The organism is Clostridium sp. D5, assembly GCF_000190355.1.
GTDB classification, from domain to species: domain Bacteria; phylum Bacillota; class Clostridia; order Lachnospirales; family Lachnospiraceae; genus Faecalicatena; species Faecalicatena fissicatena_A.
Genome location: NZ_GL870820.1, coordinates 125,553 through 150,528 on the forward strand (window position 1 = coordinate 125,553; position 24,976 = coordinate 150,528).

Genomic DNA, 24,976 nt, shown 5'->3' on the forward strand with positions numbered 1-24,976 from the left:
GAATCACGGATTCGGGCGACCCAGCGCGAAAAATTATCAAATTTTTCGTGATGTGTCGTCCCGTGCCCCTGTTACCGGCCTGGTTCCTTCCTAGAATTCGTTGATAAACGGGTGCATTTTCAAACAGCATATACACACCTCCCCGCCTGTCCCTCAACGCCGCGCCCCTCCTAAACCTTAATAATCCCCTGCTTATACTCATTCTCGAAAGCGGTTTTGTATTTGTCTGTGATGACTGATGTATAGAGATTGGAAGCGAGGATGTCGTGATACAGCATTTTCTGCCCCACCTCGGGGATTTCGTCTGTCTCGTACAGGCTGGTGAGTAATGGCAGTGTGCCTTTTCTGACTACGCTGCCCAGGATTTTTTCGCGGTCTTTGCGGTAGCCGAGCAGGCGGGCATAGTAGTGGTACCCTCCCTCGATGTATTCTTCCACACTGTTTTTTTTGATACCCAGCATGATGTGGAGGAGAGCGCGGTTGATGCGGGTCTGGGTGATCTCTTTTGTTTTGAGCAGCTCACAGAACTGCTTGTAGTTAAAAAAGTTGTTCAGCTGATTGATTATACGGTTGGCCAGCTCCGTGGAGACGTCCATGTAACGGCTCAGGTCACCGGGAGATTTATTCAGCAGTTTGTACTTCATGATGAGTGAAAAGTCGTTCTGATAGACAGGATACTTTACACGATGATAGTCCTTCAGCAGTTCCAGACAGCAGGAAGGGACCTGATCTTCGAGCTCGCTTAAGATGTTGGAAAACGGGGTGTTTTCAAAGGTACTTCCCACAGTGTGGGTGCTGATCGCTGAGCCGGAATAAGCCAGCAGCGAGCGGATGGCGGATGCGGAACTGTAGTTTGACTGCAGGTCTTTGTCATGGTAATTGGATTCCTGACGTTTGATTGTATATGGCAGGATCGGGCTGTTTAACTTTTTTAATGCCTTCAGGTATTCAATTCCGAGAATATTGTTCGGATCGCTCAGCAGGAAGGTGTAGTCTGTATTCCTCATATAGGCGGACAGGGCCTCCTGCCTGGCCGCGGGGAAGGAAAGACCGTCTCTTAGTCCGTTCTGCAGAAAATTCTTATATTCTATTGGTTCATCATACAAAATATCCGCGATTTTCTGAAGGCCGTGCAGGTCATTGCATTCGCTTCCAAAACAGATAGAGTCTACGATGCCCAGGCTGTCCAGAAAAGAGACAGCACCTATCGCGAAAAGCTCGGCACTTCCGGTAGAATAGCAGACCGGCAGTTCGAAGACTGCTCCGGCGCCGCATTTTAAAGCCATCTCAGCCCGTATGTATTTGGGCATGATGGCAGGCGTGCCTCTCTGGACATAATCCCCGGTCATGATAACGATGGCGGTGTCAGCACCGGTGACTTCCTTGGCTTTTTCAATATGGTACTGATGTCCGTTATGAAACGGATTGTATTCTGTAATTAAACCGACGATTTTCATAAGATTCTCCTTGTATATCAATTTATTAACCATTATACTATAAAATGACAGGATGTTATAGGCGAAAATGTGTTTATTACGGATGATTTCTGTTAAATATAAGTAAGTATAGATATTTTTAGAATAAATCAGAACAAAAGAGGGTGTATGGCATGGAGAGAGAAAAAATTGAAAAACTTCTGGGACAGCGCAGATTTAAGGAATTGAAAGAAGAGTTAGAAACCATACATCCAGTCGATATTGTGGAGATGCTGGAGGATTTTGACAGAAAACAGGCACTCCTGATCTTCCGCCTTCTGGCGAAAGAGGAGGCTGCAGAGGTTTTTACGGATATGAACAGCGATATGCGTGAAGACCTGATCAATGCCCTGACGGATTCCGAGCTGGAAGAAGTCATGGATGAGATGTATGTGGATGATACAGTGGATGTCCTGGAAGAGATGCCTGCCAATGTGGTGGACCGTCTGCTTCTGGCCACGGATGAGGAGACAAGGAAGAAGATTAACGTGCTGCTGCAGTATCCCGAGGACAGTGCAGGAAGCATTATGAATGTGGATTACATCAGCCTGCGCAAAGAGATGACGGTGGCCGATGCGATCCTGAAAATACGTCAGGTAGGTATTAATAAGGAAACGATTTATACCTGCTATGTGACGGAGAAGAAGCGGCTGATCGGTGCGGTGGATGTAAAAGATCTGCTGACTGCCGGCGATACCTGGCTGATCGAGGAGATCATGGACGAGAATGTGCTCTGTGCCAAGACGCTGGATGACCAGGAAGACGTAGCCGTGACGATTAAAAAGTACGGACTGATAGCGATTCCGATTATAGATCACGAAAACTGTCTGGTAGGGATTGTTACGGTTGATGATGCTATGCTTGTACTGCAGGATGAGACAACAGAGGATATCAGTATCATGGCCGGTGTAAGCCCCAATGAGGATTCCTATTTCGGAACATCGGTATTTCGGCATGCAAAGAACAGAAGCCTCTGGCTGATGCTGCTGATGCTTTCTGCCACTGTGACAGGGGAGATTCTGGGTTATTATGAGGAAGCGATGGCGGTAATGCCTGTTCTGATTACATTTATCCCCATGCTCATGGGGACGGGCGGTAACTGCGGATCTCAGAGTTCTACGCTGGTGATCCGGGGGCTGGCCGTGGGAGAGATCCAGTTCAAAGACATTTTCCGGGTTATTTTTAAGGAAGTCCGTGTTGCGCTTGTGGTCAGCGTCCTGCTGGCTGTGGTGAACGGTATCCGTATTTATATCATGTACGGGCAGAATATTACGCTGTCAATTGCCCTGGGCATCACGATGATGGCGGTGGTTGTCATGGCAAAGTGTATTGGGTGCACCCTGCCTCTGCTGGCAAAAAAACTGGGGCTGGATCCGGCCATCATGGCGGCCCCGCTGATTACGACCATTCTGGATACATGTACAATTCTGGTCTATTTTAATATTGTAACGGCCATTTTTCATCTGAATGCGTGATATAATGAGCGTTAGAGAGGAAAGCGTGCTTGCACATTTTCCGAACGGCGAATGGCGATCATGAATCTTTGATTCATGATATATTGATCATATTTGACCAAAAAGGAGATTGTATTTAAAAATGCACATGGTATCTACTTGTATACAAAAATCCTTTGGGGTATAATGGAAAGAGTGAGAAAAAATGAAAGGTGGCTTTAAATCATGGGATTTATTGACGAAATTAAGGCGAGAGCAAAATCTAATAAGAAAACAATCGTACTTCCTGAGACAGAAGATGTAAGGACTTACCAGGCTGCAGAAGCAGTCCTGAAAGATGGTACGGCAAATTTGATCCTCGTAGGCAGCAAAGAAGAAATTGAGAAGAACGGGGCGGGATATGATCTCTCCGGCGCTGTAGTTGTAGACCCTGCAACGAATGAAAAGACAGCGGCTTATATTGCTAAATTAGTAGAACTCAGACAGAAAAAGGGAATGACAGAAGAGCAGGCCAAAGAACTTCTCCTTGGCAATTATCTGTATTACGGAGTTATGATGGTGAAGATGGGGGATGCAGACGGAATGGTATCCGGTGCATGCCACTCTACGGCAGACACACTTCGTCCATGTCTGCAGATTCTCAAGACAAAACCGGGAACAAAGCTGGTTTCCGCATTTTTCGTAATGGTAGTCCCGGACTGTGATATGGGCGCAGACGGAACATTTATTTTTGGAGATTCAGGTCTGGAGCAGAATCCGGATCCGGAGAAGCTTGCCAACATCGCAGTTTCTTCCGCAGAGTCTTTCCGTACACTGACTGGAAAAGAACCAATCGTAGCCATGCTGTCACACTCCACAAAGGGAAGTGCCAAGCATGCGGATGTAGATAAAGTAGTGGAAGCAACGGCAATTGCAAAAGAACTGGCACCGGAATTAAAGCTGGACGGAGAATTACAGCTGGATGCAGCGATCGTACCGTCAGTCGGAGAGTCAAAGGCTCCGGGCAGCCCGGTTGCAGGACATGCCAACGTATTGATCTTCCCGGATCTGGATGCAGGAAATATCGGATACAAGCTGGTGCAGAGACTGGCAAAAGCAGAAGCTTACGGACCTCTTACACAGGGAATTGCTGCTCCTGTCAATGATTTATCACGTGGATGCAGCGCAGAGGACATCGAAGGCGTTGTAGCAATCACAGCAGTGCAGGCACAGGCGCAGTAAATCAGTGATGGATAAGAGAGGCAATGATGCCCCTTATATATAAATTCAGGAGGATAATAAAATGAATGTATTAGTAATCAACTGCGGAAGCTCTTCTCTGAAGTTCCAGTTAATCGACTCTGACTCAGAGAAGGTGCTTGCGAAAGGTCTCTGCGAGAGAATCGGAATCGATGGCAGCCTCACCTATCAGCCGGCGGGTGGAGAGAAGGTTAAGACCGCAAAGGACATGCCTACCCACACAGAGGCAATCCAGTTTGTCATTGATGCTTTGACAGACGCAAAGACAGGTGTTGTTAAGAGCCTGGATGAGATCGGGGCCGTTGGACACCGTATGGTTCACGGAGGAGAGAAGTTCGCGTCTTCCGTAGTGATCACAGATGAAGTAAAGAACGCAGTAGAAGAGTGTAACGACCTTGCGCCGTTACATAACCCGGCCAACCTGATCGGTGTGAATGCATGTGAGAAGCTGATGCCGAACACTCCTATGGTAGGGGTATTTGACACTGCATTCCATCAGACAATGCCTGAAAAAGCATATATGTACGGACTTCCATATGCTTACTATGACAAATACAAAGTAAGACGTTACGGCTTTCACGGGACAAGCCACAGCTTCGTATCCAAGAGAGCTGCTGAGATCGTGGGCAAACCTTATGATGCTACAAAGACGATTGTCTGCCACCTTGGCAACGGTGCAAGCGTATGTGCTGTATTAAACGGCAAGTCGGTAGACACTTCCATGGGTCTGACTCCGCTGGAAGGTCTGGTAATGGGAACACGTTCCGGAGATATTGATCCGGCTATCCTTGAATTTATTGCAAAGAAAGAGAATCTGGATATCGAAGGACTGATGAAGGTTCTGAACAAGGATTCAGGAGTATTCGGTCTGTCAGGCCTGTCCAGTGATTTCCGAGATCTCTCATCCGCAGCAGCAGAAGGCAATAAACAGGCACAGATTGCCCTGGAAGTATTCGCCTACAGAGTGGCAAAATACGTAGGAAGCTACGCAGCAGCCATGAACGGCGTTGACAATATTGTATTTACAGCCGGAATCGGCGAGAACGACGGAGAGATCCGTGAGGAAGTATGCAGCTACCTGCAGTTCCTTGGCATAGAGCTTGATAAAGAAGCCAACACTAAGAGAGGCGAGGAAGTGATGATCTCCACCCCCGACTCAAAAGTAAAAGTCCTTGTAATCCCTACAAATGAAGAACTGGCAATCGCGAGAGAAACAGTTGCACTTGTAAAATAAGACAAAAGGCCAAAGGATGAGCGGATGGATATGATGTCTGTCCGCTTATATATTTTGTCAGAATATTCTGAAAACGGAGCGCAAAGGGGTCTGACCCCTAAAAATCTGTATTTTTTAGTTGACAAACTTATTTTACATGATATAATAATTTAGGTATGAATAGGAGTAATGAAGATGTTAATTAACCTATCAGACGTTCTGTCAGACCAGCATAAGACAGTTGAAGAAACAGTGCCTGTTGAATTGGAAGAGCTGCAGTTGAAGACTGGTTCTTTTCCAATTGTCAGTAAAGACCCCGTGCACGTTGTCGTTACGCATGTAAAGGACAAGGAATTACAGATTAAGGCGGAGACAAAAGTCTCGGTTATGGTACCATGTGACCGCTGCCTGGAAGATGTAAAGCAGGAGTTTATACTGGATTTCATCAAGCGCGTGGATTTGAATGTAGCAGATGCTGATTTGCCGGAAGGATTAGATGAATCAAATTTCATTGACGGATATCATCTTGACGTGGACAAAATGCTCTTTAATGAGATATTGATAGGATGGCCGACGAAAGTTCTATGCAGCGATGACTGTAAAGGCATTTGTAACGTTTGTGGTCAGAACCTAAATGTGGGTACCTGTAACTGTGAAGATACTGGGCTTGACCCAAGAATGTCAGTTGTCCGTGATTTATTTAAGAATTTTAAGGAGGTGTAACCTATGTCTATCTGTCCAAAGAATAAATCTTCAAAAGCTAGAAGAGATAAGAGAAGAGCTAACTGGAAGATGAGTGCTCCAAACCTTGTGAAATGCAGCAAGTGCGGAGAACTTATGATGCCTCACAGAGTATGTAAGGCTTGCGGCTCTTACAACAAAAAAGAAATCATTTCTGTTGACTAATGAAGACAGGACAAGGCTTTCCGGGAAACCGGGAAGCCTTTTTTCATTTCACAGGAATTACCCTGTGAAATAAAAAGCCCTTCCGGCGGGATGCACACTGCGGCGTAAACAGCAGACGTCGAGATGCGGCCGCCGCAGGAGCAGGTCTTGCAAGCGAACATTAATTTATAAGATAGGATCATAAAATGATAGAAAATGGCCGGGAGCACAAGATTGTTCCCGGCTTTTTTGTGATACAGGAGAAAAAATTGATGCAAGAGGCAGGAATATGTAAATATTTGGAAATACACAAGGGATAATTCAATGTAATAAGCAGATGATAAAATATTGAAATTTCTGTATAGTTACCGCAGGAAGGAGGGATTGGCTTGCTAATCACAGCAGAGAAACGAGAGGGCCTGGCAGAGATATATAATCAGCTGGTTGATCTTGTGGGTATAGAGAATACGGAAGAAATCTATAAAAACTTGAAGGGACAGCAAATAACCTTCCCCATGCGGCTTTACAGAACTGATTACATATCTAAAAAAGTAAATGAGCAATATGACGGTAAAAATCTAAAGGCTCTTGCCAGAGAGTACGGATATACGGAAAGACACTTGAGAAATCTTTTGAATAAAAGACAGAATTAAACAGTTATTCATGAAAGACAGCTCACCTAAGAAATAAGAACATACAAAAACGGCAGCAAGCAGAGCTTAGTACAAAAGATAAAGGAGGCAGGGAGTCCCGATGGGAATCGTTTTATTCATTATTTTGTTCCACTTGTTTGGCAGAGCAGAAATTTGTTCGATGTGTTTATCAACAATACTAATACCTGGAATATTTTTCTGGCAGCCGGGAATTGGCAGCATTCTGGTATGGATTATATTAATTTTTGAAAATATATAAAACACAGCTCCGCATAGCCAGTTTCCATCCGCTGCCCCCCCCCCTTGGATTCCCCCGTTGGAGGCGCCCCCACTACCGGCTGGATGAACCAGCTCCATGAAGGGATCGGCGCAGGCCGTCTTACGGGCATACCTGTCCTTTCAGAGTGCTAAAGCGGAGCTTAGAAATTCTTGGCGGGAAGCAGCCGTGAAAATGGAGAGAATCTTTGATTCCGAATCAAAGATTCATCTGACCCAGAGCGAGAAATCATCAGATTTCTCGTGAGGTGTCAGATGTGCTCCATTTTCACGGCTGCTTCCCGCCTAGAATTTCTTAGTTCCGTGTCCGCACTCTGAAAGGACAGGTATGCCCGTAAGACGGCCTGCGCCGATCCCTTCATGGAGCGTCTCATCTTTGTCCATAAACTGTAGTGGCTCCTTCAACTATTTCCCATTTTCTTATTGATTTTTATAATGATGTCTAGTAGAATTAATGCAGTAGCGTTAGGAGGAAAAAAAATGTCTGATATTACAAGAATCGCGTTAGATGCCATGGGCGGTGACAATGCCCCTGGTGAGATGGTTAAGGGCGCGGTAGAGGCTGTCCGGCAGAGAAAAGATATCAAAGTTCTGCTCACAGGACAGGAGGAACTGCTTAAGAAGACGTTATCAGAATATACTTACCCGAAAGACCAGATTGAGATAGTGAATGCAACAGAAGTCATTGAGACTGCAGAACCACCGGTAATGGCGATTCGCAGGAAGAAAGACTCTTCCATTGTAGTAGCCATGAATCTGGTGAAGAAAGGCGAGGCAGATGCCTTCGTATCTGCGGGAAGTTCTGGTGCGGTACTGGTTGGAGGCCAGGTGCTGGTAGGGCGCATTAAGGGCGTGGAAAGACCCCCGCTCGCTCCATTGATTCCAACTGCAAAAGGTGTATCACTTCTGATAGACTGCGGGGCCAATGTAGACGCAAGGCCGTCGCATCTTGTCCAGTTTGCAAAGATGGGATCCATTTATATGGAGAATATTATAGGAAAGAAGAACCCCACTGTCGGCATTGTGAATATCGGGGCGGAGGAAGAGAAGGGGAATGCCCTTGTGAAAGAGACTTTTCCGCTGCTCAAGGAATGCAGAGATATTAATTTTGTGGGGAGTGTGGAAGCAAGAGATATCCCGTCAGGGGCTGTGGATGTGGTAGTATGCGAAGCTTTTGTGGGCAACGTAATCCTGAAGCTCTACGAAGGGGTAGGCGGCACTCTGATCAGTAAGATTAAGGGAAGCATGATGACCTCTCTGCGGACAAAGATAGGCGCGCTTCTGGTCAAACCGGCGCTGAAAGCAACACTGAAAGACTTTGATGCCAGCGAATACGGCGGAGCACCGCTGTTGGGATTGAATGGACTGGTTGTCAAGACACATGGAAGCTCTACTTCAAAAGAAGTATGTAATTCAATTATTCAATGCGTCACATTTAAGGAACAGCAGATTAATGAAAAGATCAGATATGCTATCCAGGCGCAGGAAGAAAAAAAGTAAATGAATGTAACGAAGAAAGGGAAGAGGACTATGGAATTTGAAAAATTACAGGAAATTATTGCAGACGTATTAAATATTTCTACAGAGGATATCCGCATGGATACAACATTTGTAGATGATTTAGGAGCTGATTCATTGGACATTTTCCAAATAATCATGGGAATTGAAGAAGAATTCGACATTGAGATTGACAACGACGATGCAGAGAAAATTGTAACAGTTGGAGATGCAATCGAGCAGATTAAAGCGGCTATAGAATAACAGGTAACAGATGAAAAAGCCCCCTATGGGCTTTTTCATTTTAATAGAAGGGCAGTTTTCAATATAAAAGCACGGCCCTTTTTTGAAAGGTGAAATATATGAGTGACAACTTAAAAGAACTGGAGAAGAAGATTGGGTACAAGTTCCGGGATTTTTCGCTTCTGCGCCGGGCCATGATGCACAGTTCCTTTACGAATGAGAAGCATCTGGAAAAGTACCATTGCAATGAGCGGCTGGAGTTCCTCGGCGATGCGGTGCTGGAGCTGGTTTCCAGTGAATATCTGTTCCTGGAATCTCCGAAAGTGTCGGAAGGGGAGCTGACGAAGACAAGGGCCAGCATGGTATGCGAACCTTCGCTTGCCTTCTGTGCAAGGGATATAGATCTTGGATCCTATCTGCTGCTGGGCAGGGGCGAAGAGGCAACCGGAGGAAGAGCACGGGATTCCATAACATCAGACGCTCTGGAAGCTCTGATCGGAGCGATTTACCTGGACGGTGGTTTTACTAATGCAAAAGAGTTTATTCATCGGTTTATACTGACGGATTTAGAAGACAAAAAGCTCTTTTTCGATAGCAAGACTATTTTGCAGGAGATTGTACAGGCAAGAATGGCGGGAAGCATTTCCTACCGTTTGATCAAGGAGGAAGGTCCTGACCACAACAAGGCTTTCTTTGTGGAGGTCATGATCGAAGAAAATGGTTATGGCATAGGAAAAGGAAGAACCAAAAAGGCCGCGGAGCAGGAAGCCGCGTATAAAGCGATACTAGAATTGAGAAAAGAAAAATAGAGCAGGTGTTATATGTATTTAAAGAGCATTGAGGTACAGGGCTTTAAGTCTTTTGCCAACAAAATCAAATTCGAATTCCACAACGGAATTACCGGTATCGTAGGCCCTAACGGCAGCGGGAAGAGTAACGTGGCAGATGCGGTCCGCTGGGTTCTCGGTGAGCAGCGGGTTAAGCAGCTCAGAGGCGGAACCATGCAGGATGTCATTTTTTCCGGTACAGAGAACCGGAAGCCTCTGAGCTATGCATCGGTTGCAATTACGCTGGACAATTCGGACCATCAGCTTCCTGTTGAGTACGAGGAGGTTACAGTTACGAGAAAGCTGTACCGTTCCGGTGAAAGTGAATATCTGATTAACGGTGCAGGATGCCGTCTGAAGGACATCAATGAGATGTTCTATGACACCGGAATCGGTAAAGAGGGATACTCGATCATTGGACAGGGACAGATTGATAAGATTCTGAGCGGAAAACCGGAGGAGAGAAGAGAGCTGTTTGACGAGGCGGCGGGTATTGTGAAGTTCAAGAGGCGCAAGAACCTGTCCGTCAGAAAGCTGGATGAGGAAAGACAGAACCTGACCCGTGTCAATGATATTCTCTCAGAGCTGGAAAAGCAGATCGGTCCGTTAAAACGACAGTCAGAGGTGGCGAGAGAATACCTGAAGAAAAAGGAAGAACTCAAGACCTACGATATTAATATGTTTCTGCTGGAGACGGAGCGGATCAAAGAACAGATACGGGAACTGGACAGCAAGTATCAGATCGCTTCGGACGAACTGGAAGAGGCAAGCGTCCGTTATGAGGACATGAAGACGGAGTATGAGGCCATAGAGGAGGAAGTGGACAGCATTGATTTTTCCATTGAGAAGGCAAAAAGCCAGCTCAATGAGACCACCCTGCTCAAACAGCAGCTGGAAGGGCAGATCAATGTCCTGAAAGAACAGATCAACACGGTTCGGATGAATGACGAGCACTATGACAATCGTCTTGGCACGATCCGGGTGGAGATAGAGACGAGACAGGCCCAGAGGGCAGAACTGGCTAAGGAACAGACCTCTGTGAGAGCCAGGCTCCAGGAAGTGGCCAAAAGCGATGCAGGGGCCAAGGAAGAGCTGATTGACGTGCAGAGCAGGATTGCATCAGGCACCGCGCAGATCGAGCAGAGCAAGGCGGAGATCATGGAGCTTCTGAATAACAGAGCTTCCACGAAGGCGAAGATCCAGCATTATGCAACGACGCAGGAGCAGATCACAACAAGAAAGTCTGAGTTGGGCAGAATGATCCTGGAGGTGTCATCGGAGGCGGAGAAGCAGAATGATATCCTCTCTTCCTATGAAAATGAACTGCAGCAGATTTCCGGGAAAATTGCAGCATATACAGAGCAGATCAGCAGCAATGAGCAGGAGATTGAAAAGCTGCAGCAGGAACTGTCCGGGAAGCAGGAACAGCTGCGCATCGGACAGACGGCCTATCACAGGGAGTCTTCCAGACTGGAATCCCTGAAGAATATTACCGAGCGATACGACGGATACGGCAACAGTATCCGCAGGGTCATGAGCAATAAGGACAGAGAAAAGGGCCTGATCGGCGTTGTAGCGGATATTATAAAAGTAGAAAAAGAATATGAGATTGCCGTGGAGACGGCTCTGGGTGGTAATATCCAGAATATTGTTACCGATAATGAAGAGACAGCCAAGAGGATGATCGCATACCTCAAGCAGAATAAATTCGGCCGCGCCACATTTCTGCCGCTTACAAGCATGCACGGAGGCGGTGGTATCCGTCAGCAGGAGGCGTTGAAAGAGCCTGGCGTGATTGGGCTTGCCAGTACACTGGTGCAGGTGGAGGACAGATTTCAGGGACTGGCCGAGCAGCTGCTTGGCAGGACCATTGTAGTAGACAACATTGACAACGGTATCCGTCTGGCCAGAAAATACAAACAGTCGCTGCGTCTTGTCACTCTGGAAGGCGAACTGATGAATCCGGGAGGTTCCATGACCGGAGGTGCATTCAAGAATTCTAGCAACCTTCTGAGCAGACGCCGTGAGATAGAAGAATTTGAGAAAACGGTCGGGATGCTGAAGAAGGAGATGGATGACTGCGAGCAGTCGGTGAACGAGATCAAGGCAAAACGTGCCGCATGCTACAGCACCATTGATGAGATCCAGCAGAAGCTGAGAAAGGCATCCGTCATTGAGAATACTGCAAAGATGAATGTAGAGCAGGTCCAGAACAGGCAGCGGGAAGCAAAGCTGCGCTGTGAAGGTTATCTCAAAGAGCAGGAGGGGCTGGAACTGAGGCTGCAGGAGATTCTGGACAATGAAGACTCCATACAGATGGAACTGGAGACCTCCGAGGCTCTGGAGAAGGAGCTGAATGCCCGGATAGAAGAACTGCAGAAGAGCCTGGAGTCCGACCGGGAAAAGGAAACCATCCAGCTGAGACATTCGGAGGAGGTGCATCTGTCATATGCAAGCCTGGAACAGCAGAATGCATTTATCCTGGAAAATATCACCCGTATCCAGGAGGAGACAGAGAAGTTCGAAATAGAGTTAAAAGAACTGGATATCAATAAGGGCAATGCTTCTGAAGAGATTCAGGAGAAAGAGGAAAAAATCAGAGACCTCAGAGAAACCATTGAAAATTCCAAAGAGCTTTTTGCGGAAATAGATGCCGAGATTAAGAGTCAGGTTGCAAAGCGGGAGGAACTAAATCAGAAGCACAAAGAATTCCTTGGAAAGCGGGAAGAACTCTCCAAACATATGTCGGAGCTGGACAAGGAGTGTTTCCGTCTGAGCAGCCGCAGGGAGTCTTATGAGGAGGCTTCTGAAAAACAGATCAATTATATGTGGGACGAGTATGAACTGACCTACAATCACGCCATGGAGCTGCGCAATGAAAATCTGACAGATCTGTCCTATATGAAGCGCCAGATCCAGGCTTTGAAAGGCGAAATTAAGAAACTGGGCTCTGTGAATGTCAATGCGATTGATGACTATAAAAGCGTATCAGAGCGCTATGAATTTCTCAAAGGCCAGCACGATGACCTGGTCGAGGCCGAGGCCACACTGATGAAGATCATCGATGAACTGGATGCGGCCATGAGAAAACAGTTTGAAGAGCAGTTTGCACTGATTTCAAAGGAGTTTGACATTGTATTCAAACAGCTTTTCGGAGGCGGCAAGGGAACACTGGAGCTGATGGAGGACGAGGATATCCTGGAAGCGGGAATCCGGATCATCGCACAGCCGCCGGGTAAAAAACTTCAGAATATGATGCAGCTGTCCGGAGGAGAGAAGGCGCTGACAGCGATTTCACTGCTGTTTGCGATTCAAAACCTGAAGCCTTCCCCATTCTGTCTGCTGGATGAGATTGAGGCGGCGCTGGATGACAACAATGTAGTGCGTTTTGCGCAGTATCTGCATAAGCTGACAAAGAACACACAGTTCATCGTGATTACCCACAGAAGAGGAACCATGACTTCGGCGGACAGGCTGTATGGGATTACAATGCAGGAAAAGGGAGTGTCCACACTGGTATCTGTGGATCTTCTGGAAGATGAACTGGACAAATAGATAGCAAGGGAGAAAAAGATGGAGGAAAAGCAGGGCTTTTTTAAACGGCTGGTATCCGGCCTGACAAAAACAAGAGATAATATCGTTTCCGGTATGGACAGCATTTTCCATGGCTTTTCGAAAATAGACGATGATTTTTATGAAGAGCTGGAAGAAACGCTGATCATGGGAGATCTGGGCGTTCACACGACCATGGAGATTATTGAGGATCTGAAAGCAAAGGTGAAGGCGCAGCATATCAAGGAACCGATAGAATGCAGGGAACTTCTCATTGAAAGTATCAAGGAGCAGATGAATGTGGGGGAGACCGCCTATGAATTCGAGGACAGGACCTCCGTTGTGTTCGTGATCGGTGTAAATGGAGTCGGCAAGACAACCACCATCGGAAAGCTGGCTGGAAAATTCCATGAGCAGCATAAAAAAGTGATCCTGGCGGCAGCGGATACCTTCCGTGCGGCGGCAGGAGAACAGCTCAAAGAGTGGGCAAACCGTGCAGAGGTAGAGATGATAGGAGGTCAGGAGGGGTCAGACCCCGCATCCGTGGTCTTTGATGCAGTGGCGGCGGCAAGAGCCAGAAAGGCCGATATTCTTCTGTGCGATACAGCAGGGCGCCTTCACAATAAGAAAAACCTGATGGAAGAACTGAAAAAAATAAACCGGGTTATCGACAGAGAATACCCGGAGGCCCATAAAGAAACGCTGGTTGTTCTGGATGCCACAACAGGGCAGAATGCACTGTCACAGGCAAAAGAATTCAACGAAGTATCTGATATTACCGGAGTCATACTGACGAAGATGGACGGAACTGCAAAAGGTGGAATTGCAGTGGCAATCCAGGCAGAGCTGGGAATCCCGGTAAAATATATCGGAGTAGGCGAGACGATAGAAGATTTACAGAAATTTGATGCAGATGAATTCGTAAACGCTTTATTCTACAGTGATTCAAAGGAGGAATAGGCGGGACTGTCCGTAGTTCCAAACAGATACGAATAGCCAAAAGAAAGAAGGGGTAAAATGTTAACATTAGAGAAGTTTGAAGAAGCAAGCGAAATTGTAAAACAGGTTACAAACCCGACCAAGCTGGTTTACAGCGAATATCTGAGCGAGGCAAGCGGCGGCAGGGTATATCTGAAGCCGGAAAATATGCAGCATACCGGCGCCTATAAACTCCGCGGTGCCTATTACAAGATCAGCACGCTGTCCGAGGAAGAGAGACAGAAAGGCCTGATTACTGCATCCGCCGGCAATCATGCCCAGGGAGTTGCCTATGCCGCGAAAAAGTATGGATGTAAAGCGACAATCGTAATGCCTACAGTCACACCATTGATCAAAGTGAACCGCACGAAAAGTTACGGGGCTGAAGTGATCCTTTACGGGGATGTGTATGACGATGCCTGTGCTTACGCCTACGAGCTTGCCGAAAAAAACGGATACACCTTTGTCCACCCGTTTGACGATCTGGACGTTGCAACCGGACAGGGAACCATTGCCATGGAGATCGTCCAGGAACTGCCCACGGTAGACTATATCCTCGTTCCTGTAGGCGGAGGCGGCCTCATATCGGGAGTTGCAACACTTGCGAAAATGCTGAATCCGAAAATCAAAGTAATCGGCGTGGAACCGGCTGAGGCAGCCAGCATGAAAGCTGCTCTTCAGGCCGGGGAAGTGGTTGAGCTGGAGAGCGCCAATACAATAGCAGACGGTACGGCCGTCAAGGCGGTGGGAATACAGAACCTGCCTTATGTACAGGAAAATGTAGACGATATCCTGCTGGTAGAGGACGATGAGCTGATCGGAGCATTTCTGGATATGGTAGAGAACCATAAGATGATCGTGGAGAATTCCGGCTTACTCTCTGTTGCCGCATTAAAGCAGTTGGAGTGTAAAGGAAAAAAAGTCGTGTGTATCCTGAGCGGCGGCAACATGGATGTGATCACCATGTCCTCCATCGTACAGCACGGCCTGATCCAGAGAGACAGGATCTTCTCTGTATCTGTTCTCCTTCCGGACAAACCGGGTGAGCTGGTGCGTGTGGCAGCGACAATTGCAGATGCGCAGGGCAATGTTATCAAGCTGGAGCACAACCAGTTTGTAAGCACGAACAGGAACGCAGCGGTAGAACTGCGTATTACAATGGAGGCTTTCGGAACAGAGCATAAGCACAAGATTCTGGACGCCCTGGAGAAAAAAGGGTTCCGTCCAAAAATGATCAGTGCAAAATTATACTAAAGAAAAAAGATATTCAAAGGTATCCTGGAATTCATGCCCTTTGGATATGTCAATAACAGCAGCCGGCAGATGAATGAAAATTGATTTGCCGGCAGTTTTTTCAGCCGGTTGTAGGATTTTAGTCTACACAGGCATGTGCGTCCAGAAAAAAGAAAACGTTGAGTAGAAAAGGAGTGTTTCATATGAGCCGCAGAAGGCCAAAAGACGGAGAAATATATACACATTTTAAAGGGAAACAGTACAAGGTGCTGCACATTGCAGTCAATACAGAGACTGAAGAAGAACTGGTAATCTATGAAGCACTGTATGACGGCCACGGCATCTATGCCCGCCCGCTGGAAATGTTCTTAAGCCCGGTGGACCGCCGTAAATATCCGGATGTCCTGCAGGAATACCGCTTTGAACTGACCGGTTATGCGGCACCCGCAGAGCCGGCAGAGGAAGAGCAGCCGGTAAAAGAAGAAGTACCCCTGATCATCCGGTTCCTCGATCTGGAATCCAACGAGGAAAAAATCAAGTTCCTCCAGCGCCACAGAGCAGAACTGAACAGACAGTTTCTGAGCGCCGCAGCAGAAAGCCTGGGATATACAGAGACGGGGAAAACTGTGGAAATGCAGTATGAAGGGGTAGTAAACTGCCTGCGTATGAAAATCAAATACGAGACGGGGAGGCTTAGATAAGGCGGGGGGATGGCTGGTATGGGGACGCGTCAGTCCTGCTGTGCCGGTGCGGGGGCTGGCCGGGCGCTAACGTTTTCTAAGCGGAAAAACCGGGCAGGATGCGGACACCGCTGACATTCAACGGGAAACCTTGATGGTTTCCCGTCTCAGGTCAGCTTGAATCGTGATTTGGTAATCACGATTCAGTCCGCATCCTGCCCGGTTTTTCCGCTAAGAAAACGTAATACGCCCTCTGAAGCCCCCGCACCGGCACAGCAGGACTGACGCTGGGACATTCCGGCCGGAACACCTTATCCTGAAGCCGACGCACCCTTTGGGTGGCGCGGCGGATTGAATTGGAGTAGCGGAGGGAGGTTGAGTGGGGGAGGTGTTGATGAATATTGACCAATCAGGAGATAGGTAAGTTTTTTGTTTCAGGAGATAGGTAATAGAGTGGTCCATATGCATGGACACTTTTAACATTAGTACCTTTATTGGAAAGAACTAGAAAGGGCTGATACTAGCAAGGTTACGGGCAATAGGATAATTCAGGAGGGATCAGGGCGCAGCTTTCATCAGGCAGTTGAACCCGCCGGTACATATCCGCATCCTCCAGTACACATCCACTGCGTCCCGGCCGCGGGCACCTCCAAAGAGGGAATGTTCCGCCTGGAAGTACGCAGCCTCAGAGAAGGGGCAGGTGTTTTCGGGGGCATGAATGTGGGGGATTAGCATTTCTTTACAGAAAAAGAAGGATGAATCAGGCTGAACTCATGGCTACAAGCCATGAGTTCAAGGGGACCTGCAGGGGAAAATTATCGAATTTTCCCCGAATGTCCCCGGTGCCGCAATTCATCCTTCTTTTTCTGTATAGAAATGCTTCCCCCACATTCCCGCCCCCGAAAACACCTGCCCCTTCTCTGAGGCGGACCTGTGAGTCAATCTCACTTCCCCCTTCTACCCCCTGCGTTTTTTTTCGAGAAGTGCGTGGATTTTGTCGGTTGGGTTCAGTACCGAACCGATGGAAGTATCGTGGTTTAGTGAATCGATGATGAGTGCCAGGAATTTGCTCATATCTGCTGTTACGAAGTAGGGTTTTTCTTTTACTATAGGCGGCAGATAGGTGAGGTTGGTTGTGATTACCCGGTCGATGTAGCCATTTTGGTAGTATTCGTCGAATTTTTCAAAGCCGTCTGTGAAGAGGCCGAAGGTGGTACATACGAATACTCTGGCCGCGTTGCGGTCTTTTAATTGTTTGGCTACATCCAGCATGCTTTCGCCGGATGAAATCATGTCGTCTACGATGATGACGTCTTTTCCGTTGACATCATCGCCCAGGAATTCGTGGGCTACGATGGGGTTCTTGCCATTGACTACTGTGGAATAGTCGCGGCGCTTGTAGAACATACCCATCTCTACGCCGAGTACGTTGGAGAAGTATACTGCACGATGCATCGCTCCCTCGTCAGGGCTGATGATCATCAGATGCTCCTTGTCTGCCTTTAAGTCGGGTACCGAGCGGAATAATGCTTTCATGAACTGATAAGGCGGATTGAAACTGTCGAAGCCTTTCAGCGGAATTGCGTTCTGAACCCTTGGATCGTGGGCATCGAAGGTAATAATGTTGGTGGTTCCCATGGCAGTCAGTTCTTCCAGGGCGATTGCACAGTCAAGAGACTCCCTCTTGGTTCTCTTGTGCTGGCGGCTCTCATACATGAACGGCATAATGACATTGATCCGCCTCGCCTTGCCTGTAGCGGCGGATATGATTCTTTTCAGATCCTGAAAATGATCGTCGGGGGACATGTGGTTGAGATGTCCGTTGACGGTATAGGTGAGACTGTAGTTACACACGTCGGTCATAATGAACAGATCTGTGCCGCGGATTGTCTCCTTGAGGATTCCCTTAGCCTCACCGGAACCGAAACGAGGGCAGCAGCAGTCCACCAGATAGTTGTTAGATTCATAATTTACATAGAGGGGAGAGGATGACTTTACCTCACAAATCGTATTCTCGCGGAAGGATACAATATAGTCATTTACCTTTTTCCCCATTTTTTCACAGCTTTCCATGGCCACAATCTTGAGGGGGGCTACAGGAAGAGTTTTTTCTAATAATTCAATATTTGACATGATTTTCTCCTATGTTAGACGAAATTTAAAAGGACTGGGACTCAGCCTATTCTACATATATGGTTATATCATTTTTTATGCCTAAATTCAAGCATAGCTTGCGCAAACTGCTAATTATGCTATAATGAATAGCAGACTTAGCAAGTCTATTCTGGACTTTGAGGAGATATGAGATGAAACATGAGCACATTGTGAGTACTGTACATCCGGGAAGCATCGGAGAAGAGATGGGGATCGAGCCCGGGGACAGGCTTCTGGCGATTAATGGCAATGAGATAGAAGACGTATTTGATTATCATTATTACGTTGATGATGAAAATATTGTATTATTAATAGAGAAACAAGGCGGTGAACAGTGGGAGCTGGAGATTGAGAAGGACGAAGATGAGGGGCTGGGGCTGGAATTCGGGCAGAGCCTGATGGATGAGTATCGATCCTGCCGGAATAAGTGTATGTTCTGCTTTATCGACCAGATGCCCGCAGGGATGAGGGATACGTTGTATTTTAAGGACGATGATTCCAGGCTGTCTTTTTTACAGGGAAATTATATTACGCTGACCAATATGAGTGACCATGATGTGGAGCGGATTGTAAAGTACCACCTGGAACCGATTAATATTTCTTTCCATACAACAAATCCTGAACTGCGCTGTAAGATGCTTCATAACCGTTTCGCGGGTGATGCTCTGAAAAAGGTGGATATACTGTATCAGGGCGGGATCGAGATGAACGGGCAGATTGTACTCTGTAAAGGTGTGAATGACGGGGCGGAGCTGGAGAGAAGCATTCGGGATCTGACCGGATACCTGCCTCTGCTGCAGAGTGTATCCGTTGTGCCCGTTGGTCTGACAAAGTTCAGAGACGGTCTTTATCCGCTGGAACCATTTTCGAAGGAGGATGCAAAGGAAGTTCTTCGGGTGATCCATAAGTGGCAGGATCGGGTATACGAGGAATATGGGACCCATTTCATTCATGCAGGTGATGAGTGGTATATTCTGGCAGGGGAGGAACTGCCGGGGGAGGAAAGGTACGACGGTTATCTCCAGCTTGAGAACGGTGTGGGAATGCTGCGGCTTCTGATGGATGAATTCGAGGAAGGAATGGAGCATATCACAGGTGATGACAGGAAAAGAGAACTTTCATTTGCAACAGGGCGGCTTGCTTACCCATATTTGGAGCGCATGCTGGGCAGACTAACAGAGAAGTTTCCTAATATAATTGTACACCTCTATGAAGTGAGAAACGACTTTTTTGGCGAACTGATTACGGTATCGGGACTGATCACGGGCCGGGATCTTACCGTACAGATGAAGGACAGGCCGCTGGGAGATGCGCTGCTGATTCCGTGCAATATGTTAAGGACCGGTGAGGACGTATTTCTGGATGATTTTACCGTTCAGGATGTGGAGAAGGCTTTACAAGTGCCGTTAGATATTGTAAAATCAAGCGGGCAGGATCTGATTGACGCGGTCCTGGGATGAAACTGATAATATGAATATAAGAAAGGTAGCAGATAAATATGAGTAAACCAGTAGTAGCGATTGTAGGAAGGCCGAATGTTGGAAAATCTACATTATTCAATGCTCTGGCGGGTGAGATGATTTCAATTGTAAAAGATACGCCGGGTGTCACGAGGGACCGTATCTATGCAGATGTGAGCTGGCTGGACAGGGAGTTCACAATGATTGATACCGGGGGAATCGAGCCGGACAGCAGGGATGTGATCCTCTCACAGATGCGGGAGCAGGCGCAGATCGCCATTGACACGGCGGATGTCATTATTTTTATAACGGATGTAAAGCAGGGACTGGTGGATTCTGACTCCAAAGTGGCCGATATGCTGCGCAGGTCAGGAAAACCAGTGATTCTTGTCGTTAATAAGGTCGATAATTTTGACAAATTTATGCCGGATGTATATGAATTCTATAATCTGGGAATCGGTGATCCGGTTCCAATTTCAGCGGCCTCCAGGCTGGGATTAGGGGACATGCTGGATGAAGTTACGGCACATTTCCCGAAAAGTGCGGGGGAAGAGGAAGAGGATGACAGGCCGAGGATTGCCATTGTAGGCAAGCCCAATGTCGGTAAATCTTCTATTATCAATAAACTTTTGGGCGAGAACCGCGTGATCGTTTCGGATGTCGCGGGCACCACAAGAGATGCGATTGATACAGAGATCCTTCATGACGGTAAGGAGTACATTTTTATTGATACGGCAGGGCTGCGGAGGAAAAGCAGGATTAAAGAAGAGCTGGAGCGCTACAGCATTATCCGCACTGTTACGGCGGTGGAGCGCGCCGATGTAGTTCTTATTGTGATTGATGCCGAGGAAGGCGTAACGGAGCAGGATGCGAAGATCGCAGGGATTGCCCATGAACGCGGAAAAGGCATTATCATCGTTGTAAACAAATGGGATGCCGTTGAGAAGAATGATAAGACAATGCGGGAATACGACAATAAGATCCGTCAGGTTTTATCCTATCTGTCCTATGCAGAGATCATGTATGTTTCGGCGGTAACCGGACAGCGGCTGAACAAGCTTTATGAGATGATTGATATAGTAATTGAGAACCAGACACTGAGAGTGGCTACAGGAGTTCTCAATGAGATTATGACGGAAGCGGTCGCGATGCAGCAGCCGCCGTCCGACAAGGGAAAGAGGCTGAAACTGTATTATATTACGCAGGTATCCGTTAAGCCGCCGACCTTTGTTATATTTGTAAATGATAAAGAACTGATGCATTTTTCTTACACCAGGTATCTGGAAAATAAAATCAGAGAGGCATTTGGTTTCAGAGGGACATCTCTGAAGTTTTTCATCAGGGAGAGAAAGGAAAAGGAGCAATAGTTATGGAACGTATTATCTGCCTTTTAATAGGATATGTCTTCGGACTTCTGCAGACGGGATATCTTGTGGGGAAGATCAATCATATTGACATCAGAAAAGAGGGGAGCGGCAACGCCGGCTCCACCAATGCGGTGCGTGTTATGGGCTGGAAGGCCGGACTTCTGACATTTGCCGGAGATGTCCTGAAATGTGTGGCTGCGATTTTTCTTGTGCGGTATCTATACAGGGGGAGCGAATACCTGCCCCTCCTGGCAATGTATGCCGGAATGGGAGCGACTCTGGGTCACAACTTTCCATTTTATCTGCGTTTTAAGGGCGGAAAAGGGATTGCCGTACTGGCAGGGCTGGTTGTATCCACAAACCCGCTGCTGGTGCCGATTCCGCTGGCGGCATTTCTGATTGCTGCGATTTTTACAAGATACGTGTCTCTGGGTTCGCTTCTTGCTTCATCACTGTTTTTTATTGAAATCGTGATTTTCGGGTATCTTGGAGAATTCCATATGGCGGCCCCGTATACATATGAGCTGTATATATTAGTACTTCTGCTCACATTACTTGCATGGTACAGACATAAAGAAAATATCGGCCGGCTGCTTGCAGGCACAGAGAATAGATTTGGTTCAGGCAAGAAAAAAGAAGCAAAATAATATATATCATTAAGGGAGGAACATTATGGCGAATGTAGGTGTGTTAGGAGCCGGAAGCTGGGGGACAGCACTTTCTGTGCTGCTGTACGAGAACGGACATCAGGTTACCGTGTGGTCAATTGACAAAGAGGAAGTAAAGATGCTGACCGAGAAGAGAGAGCATGCTTCGAAACTTCCGGGTGTAAAGCTGCCCGGGGATATGGTGATTACGAATGAACTGGAAGAGGCAATCGCTGGGAAAGACTTTCTGGTGCTGGCGGTGCCGTCACCGTTTACCAGGGCGACCGCAAAATCAATGAGCCCATATGTAAAAGAAGGACAGATCATTGTGGATGTGGCCAAGGGAATCGAGGAAACAACACTGATGACGCTTTCTCAGCAGATCGAGGAGGAGATCCCCCAGGCGGATGTTGCCGTACTGTCCGGTCCAAGCCATGCTGAGGAAGTGGGCAGAAAGCTTCCGACAACATGTGTGATCGGTGCAAAAAGCAGAAAGACTGCGGAGTATCTTCAGTCCATGTTTATCAGCCGTGTGTTCCGTGTGTACACAAGCCCTGACATACTGGGCATTGAGCTGGGCGGATCTTTGAAAAATGTCATAGCGCTTGCAGCCGGTATTGCAGACGGTCTGGGTTACGGAGATAATACGAAAGCGGCCCTGATCACGAGAGGAATTGCGGAAATTGCAAGGCTTGGTGTGAAAATGGGCGGCAAGATTGAGACATTTACCGGGCTGACCGGAATCGGCGACCTGATTGTAACCTGTGCCAGCGTGCACAGCCGCAACAGAAAGGCTGGATACCTGATTGGCCAGGGAAGAACTATGGAAGAGGCCATGGATGAAGTAAAGATGGTCGTTGAGGGTGTGTATTCTGCAAAAGCGGCCGCAAAACTGGCCGTAGAATACGATGTGGCCCTGCCCATCGTGACCCAGGTCAATGCAGTGCTCTTCGAGGGCAAGAACCCTGCGGAGGCGGTAGATGAACTGATGCTGAGGGAACTGAAAAGCGAGCATTCCTCCCTGCCGTGGCCGGATGACAAATAGTTCGGATGTAAAAACCGCCGGGAGATAAAGTACGATATGGCCAGGCCGTTTTTGGAAACATATTCTGAATGATAAAAAAGAAAGATGCATAAACCCCCTTATCTGCGCATAAATTGGTATCAGCAGAACAAGGGGGTATTTTTATGGATTCATTTCAGTTATACAAAGACATGAAAGCTAGAACAAACGGTGAGATTTATATTGGAGTGGTTGGTCCGGTTCGGACAGGCAAGTCAACCTTTATTAAACGGTTTATGGATTTACTTGTACTCCCCAATATGACAGATGAACATGCAAGAGAAAGGACGAAGGACGAACTGCCCCAGTCCGCGTCCGGCACCACAATCATGACTACGGAACCCAAATTCGTGCCCAAGGAAGCGGCTGCCATTAAACTGTCGGATGATGTGGAAGTGAAGATCCGCCTGATCGACTGTGTGGGGTATATGGTAGACGGAGCCTCCGGGCATATTGAAAATGATACAGAGAGACAGGTGAAGACACCCTGGTTCGAGTATGAGATTCCATTTACCAAAGCGGCAGCAATCGGTACACAGAAAGTAATCCATGACCATGCAACAATAGGAATTGTGGTTACGACGGACGGGAGTATTGGTGATCTCCCGAGAGAAAATTACATAGCAGCAGAAGAAAAGACAATCAAAGAACTGCAGTCGATCGGCAAGCCATTTATTATCCTGCTGAACACACAAAAGCCTTATACGGATGATGCAAAAGCACTGAAGGAAGAGATGGAGGAAAAATACGGGGTATCCGTGCTGCCGGCCAACTGTGAGCAGCTCCGAACTGAGGATATCCACAATATTATGCGCCAGGTACTGTACGAGTTCCCGATAGCAGAAGTGGAGTTCTACATTCCAAAATGGGTGGAGATGCTTTCCAGAGATCATCGGATCAAGGCGGATCTGCTCCAGAATGTAAAGTCTGTTATGGGAGAGCTAAAAGACATCCGGAGCGCAGCAAATAAAGCGCCGCATACGGACAGTCCCTACATAGATCAGGTAAATGTAGAAAAGATCGAGATGGATACCGGCAGAGTCAAGATACGGATCGGCTTTGCAGAGCAGTACTATTATGAAGTCCTCAGTGAGTTAACCGGCACGGACATAAAAGGCGAGTACGAGCTGATTTCCGCCATGAAAGAGCTGGCAGCCATGAAGGAAGAGTACACGCAGATCAAAGACGCATTTGCGGACGTTAAAATGAAGGGATACGGGGTTGTAAGTCCGAAGAAAGAGGAAATCATGCTGGATGAGCCGCAGATCATCAAGCAGGGCAACAAATACGGAGTGAAGATCCATTCGGAAGCACCGTCGATCCATATGATAAGGGCCAACATAGAAACAGAGATAGCACCGATCGTAGGAAACGAAAAACAGGCCGAGGATCTGGTAGAATACATCAAGGCAGAAAGCGAGACACCTGAAGGTGTATGGGGAACCAACATTTTTGGAAAATCAATCGAGGAACTGGTCATGGACGGAATGCGGAACAAGATCACCATGATCAACGACGAAAGCCAGGCAAAACTGCAGGACACCATGCAGAAAATAGTAAACGACAGCAACGGAGGACTTGTCTGCATTATCATTTAGAGGTGAGGGCAGGTTAGGTCGAAGGGGGCCGCTGTATGGAATCGAGACAGGGGGCTTTTGGATACGGGTTTAGGGGATAACTGTCCCTAATCAAAATGAAAGCCGGCATGATGAACACCGACGACAAACACGGGAATGCCGGATGCATTCCCGTATAAGTCGTCTTTTCCGCAGGACTGGAAGTCCTGCGGAAAGTTCATATGCCGGCTTTCATTTTGATGAAGGGACAGTAATCCCCTAAACACGCATCCAAAAGCCCCCTGTTTCGATTCCATACAGCTACGTTCATCCGGTCCCAGGAAGGCCTTCATCTCCGGGAGGCTGATAGCGGGGGAGACGGATGGGGCTGGATACGCGGATCAATGTGGCTGGAGGAATAATTAATCCGCATATCCAGCTTCATCCGCTGCTCCCGTCGAATTCCCCCCAGGGAGCTTACCTGCCGCCTTGAAGAACATAGCCAGCGGGGAGAGGGACTTCCG

General features: G+C 47.5%; 20 protein-coding genes. 18 read left to right on the forward strand and 2 right to left on the reverse strand.

Annotated elements, in window-relative coordinates:
• Positions 1-170 precede the first annotated feature (170 nt).
• Complete coding sequence (locus HMPREF0240_RS20750; RefSeq protein ID WP_035314421.1) at positions 171-1,457, reverse strand: nucleotidyltransferase; 1,287 nt, start codon at positions 1,455-1,457, stop codon at positions 171-173.
• 152 nt (positions 1,458-1,609) lie between these two features.
• On the opposite strand from HMPREF0240_RS20750, the gene mgtE reads away from it, so the two are divergent.
• The 13 genes from mgtE to HMPREF0240_RS20820 all read left to right on the forward strand — a co-directional run bounded on the left by mgtE (position 1,610) and on the right by HMPREF0240_RS20820 (position 16,226).
• On the forward strand, positions 1,610-2,950 hold the full coding sequence (mgtE, locus tag HMPREF0240_RS20755; RefSeq protein WP_035314424.1) for a magnesium transporter: 1,341 nt from the start codon (positions 1,610-1,612) through the stop codon (positions 2,948-2,950).
• Between the two features lie 204 nt (positions 2,951-3,154).
• A complete protein-coding gene (gene pta / locus HMPREF0240_RS20760; RefSeq protein ID WP_009005366.1) occupies positions 3,155-4,150 on the forward strand; it encodes a phosphate acetyltransferase in 996 nt (331 codons plus the stop codon).
• A 61-nt stretch (positions 4,151-4,211) separates the two neighbouring features.
• Positions 4,212-5,402, forward strand: a complete 1,191-nt coding sequence (locus HMPREF0240_RS20765) for an acetate kinase (RefSeq protein ID WP_009005367.1) — start codon at positions 4,212-4,214, stop codon at positions 5,400-5,402.
• A gap of 174 nt (positions 5,403-5,576) precedes the next feature.
• A complete protein-coding gene (locus HMPREF0240_RS20770; RefSeq protein ID WP_009005368.1) occupies positions 5,577-6,104 on the forward strand; it encodes a DUF177 domain-containing protein in 528 nt (175 codons plus the stop codon).
• Between the two features lie 3 nt (positions 6,105-6,107).
• Entirely contained in the window at positions 6,108-6,287 is a 180-nt protein-coding gene (gene rpmF, locus HMPREF0240_RS20775) for a 50S ribosomal protein L32 (RefSeq protein WP_004068723.1), read from the forward strand.
• A 368-nt stretch (positions 6,288-6,655) separates the two neighbouring features.
• Positions 6,656-6,919: a Mor transcription activator family protein gene (locus HMPREF0240_RS20780; protein ID WP_009005369.1), complete on the forward strand. Its 264-nt coding sequence runs from the start codon at positions 6,656-6,658 to the stop codon at positions 6,917-6,919.
• Positions 6,920-7,684: 765 nt separating this feature from the next.
• The gene (gene plsX, locus HMPREF0240_RS20790; RefSeq protein WP_347462637.1) at positions 7,685-8,695 is read left to right on the forward strand and encodes a phosphate acyltransferase PlsX; all 1,011 of its coding nucleotides are present in this window, start codon (positions 7,685-7,687) and stop codon (positions 8,693-8,695) included.
• A gap of 30 nt (positions 8,696-8,725) precedes the next feature.
• Positions 8,726-8,956 carry an acyl carrier protein gene (acpP, locus tag HMPREF0240_RS20795; RefSeq protein ID WP_035314469.1) on the forward strand — a complete coding sequence of 77 codons (231 nt, stop codon included), beginning with the start codon at positions 8,726-8,728 and terminating at the stop codon, positions 8,954-8,956.
• A 98-nt stretch (positions 8,957-9,054) separates the two neighbouring features.
• Positions 9,055-9,744, forward strand: a complete 690-nt coding sequence (gene rnc, locus HMPREF0240_RS20800; protein ID WP_035314430.1) for a ribonuclease III — start codon at positions 9,055-9,057, stop codon at positions 9,742-9,744.
• A gap of 12 nt (positions 9,745-9,756) precedes the next feature.
• Positions 9,757-13,317 carry a chromosome segregation protein SMC gene (gene smc / locus HMPREF0240_RS20805; RefSeq protein WP_009005373.1) on the forward strand — a complete coding sequence of 1,187 codons (3,561 nt, stop codon included), beginning with the start codon at positions 9,757-9,759 and terminating at the stop codon, positions 13,315-13,317.
• Positions 13,318-13,335: 18 nt separating this feature from the next.
• On the forward strand, positions 13,336-14,274 hold the full coding sequence (gene ftsY, locus HMPREF0240_RS20810) for a signal recognition particle-docking protein FtsY (protein ID WP_009005374.1): 939 nt from the start codon (positions 13,336-13,338) through the stop codon (positions 14,272-14,274).
• A 57-nt stretch (positions 14,275-14,331) separates the two neighbouring features.
• A complete protein-coding gene (gene ilvA, locus HMPREF0240_RS20815) occupies positions 14,332-15,546 on the forward strand; it encodes a threonine ammonia-lyase (protein WP_009005375.1) in 1,215 nt (404 codons plus the stop codon).
• Positions 15,547-15,728: 182 nt separating this feature from the next.
• Positions 15,729-16,226, forward strand: coding sequence for a DUF1653 domain-containing protein (locus tag HMPREF0240_RS20820; RefSeq protein ID WP_009005376.1), 498 nt, complete (start codon positions 15,729-15,731; stop codon positions 16,224-16,226).
• 936 nt (positions 16,227-17,162) lie between these two features.
• Here HMPREF0240_RS20820 and HMPREF0240_RS20825 read toward each other — a convergent pair.
• Positions 17,163-18,338, reverse strand: coding sequence for a ribose-phosphate pyrophosphokinase (locus HMPREF0240_RS20825; RefSeq protein ID WP_009005377.1), 1,176 nt, complete (start codon positions 18,336-18,338; stop codon positions 17,163-17,165).
• A 173-nt stretch (positions 18,339-18,511) separates the two neighbouring features.
• Between HMPREF0240_RS20825 and HMPREF0240_RS20830 the strand changes: the two genes are divergently transcribed.
• The 5 genes from HMPREF0240_RS20830 to spoIVA all read left to right on the forward strand — a co-directional run bounded on the left by HMPREF0240_RS20830 (position 18,512) and on the right by spoIVA (position 24,494).
• Positions 18,512-19,819 (forward strand): DUF512 domain-containing protein, encoded by a 1,308-nt coding sequence (locus HMPREF0240_RS20830; RefSeq protein ID WP_009005378.1) that lies wholly within the window; start codon positions 18,512-18,514, stop codon positions 19,817-19,819.
• 38 nt (positions 19,820-19,857) lie between these two features.
• Positions 19,858-21,186 carry a ribosome biogenesis GTPase Der gene (gene der, locus HMPREF0240_RS20835; RefSeq protein ID WP_009005379.1) on the forward strand — a complete coding sequence of 443 codons (1,329 nt, stop codon included), beginning with the start codon at positions 19,858-19,860 and terminating at the stop codon, positions 21,184-21,186.
• Positions 21,187-21,188: 2 nt separating this feature from the next.
• Positions 21,189-21,833: a glycerol-3-phosphate 1-O-acyltransferase PlsY gene (gene plsY, locus HMPREF0240_RS20840; protein ID WP_009005380.1), complete on the forward strand. Its 645-nt coding sequence runs from the start codon at positions 21,189-21,191 to the stop codon at positions 21,831-21,833.
• Between the two features lie 25 nt (positions 21,834-21,858).
• Positions 21,859-22,878 carry an NAD(P)H-dependent glycerol-3-phosphate dehydrogenase gene (locus HMPREF0240_RS20845; protein ID WP_009005381.1) on the forward strand — a complete coding sequence of 340 codons (1,020 nt, stop codon included), beginning with the start codon at positions 21,859-21,861 and terminating at the stop codon, positions 22,876-22,878.
• 143 nt (positions 22,879-23,021) lie between these two features.
• A complete protein-coding gene (gene spoIVA / locus HMPREF0240_RS20850) occupies positions 23,022-24,494 on the forward strand; it encodes a stage IV sporulation protein A (protein ID WP_009005382.1) in 1,473 nt (490 codons plus the stop codon).
• Positions 24,495-24,976: the final 482 nt, after the last annotated feature.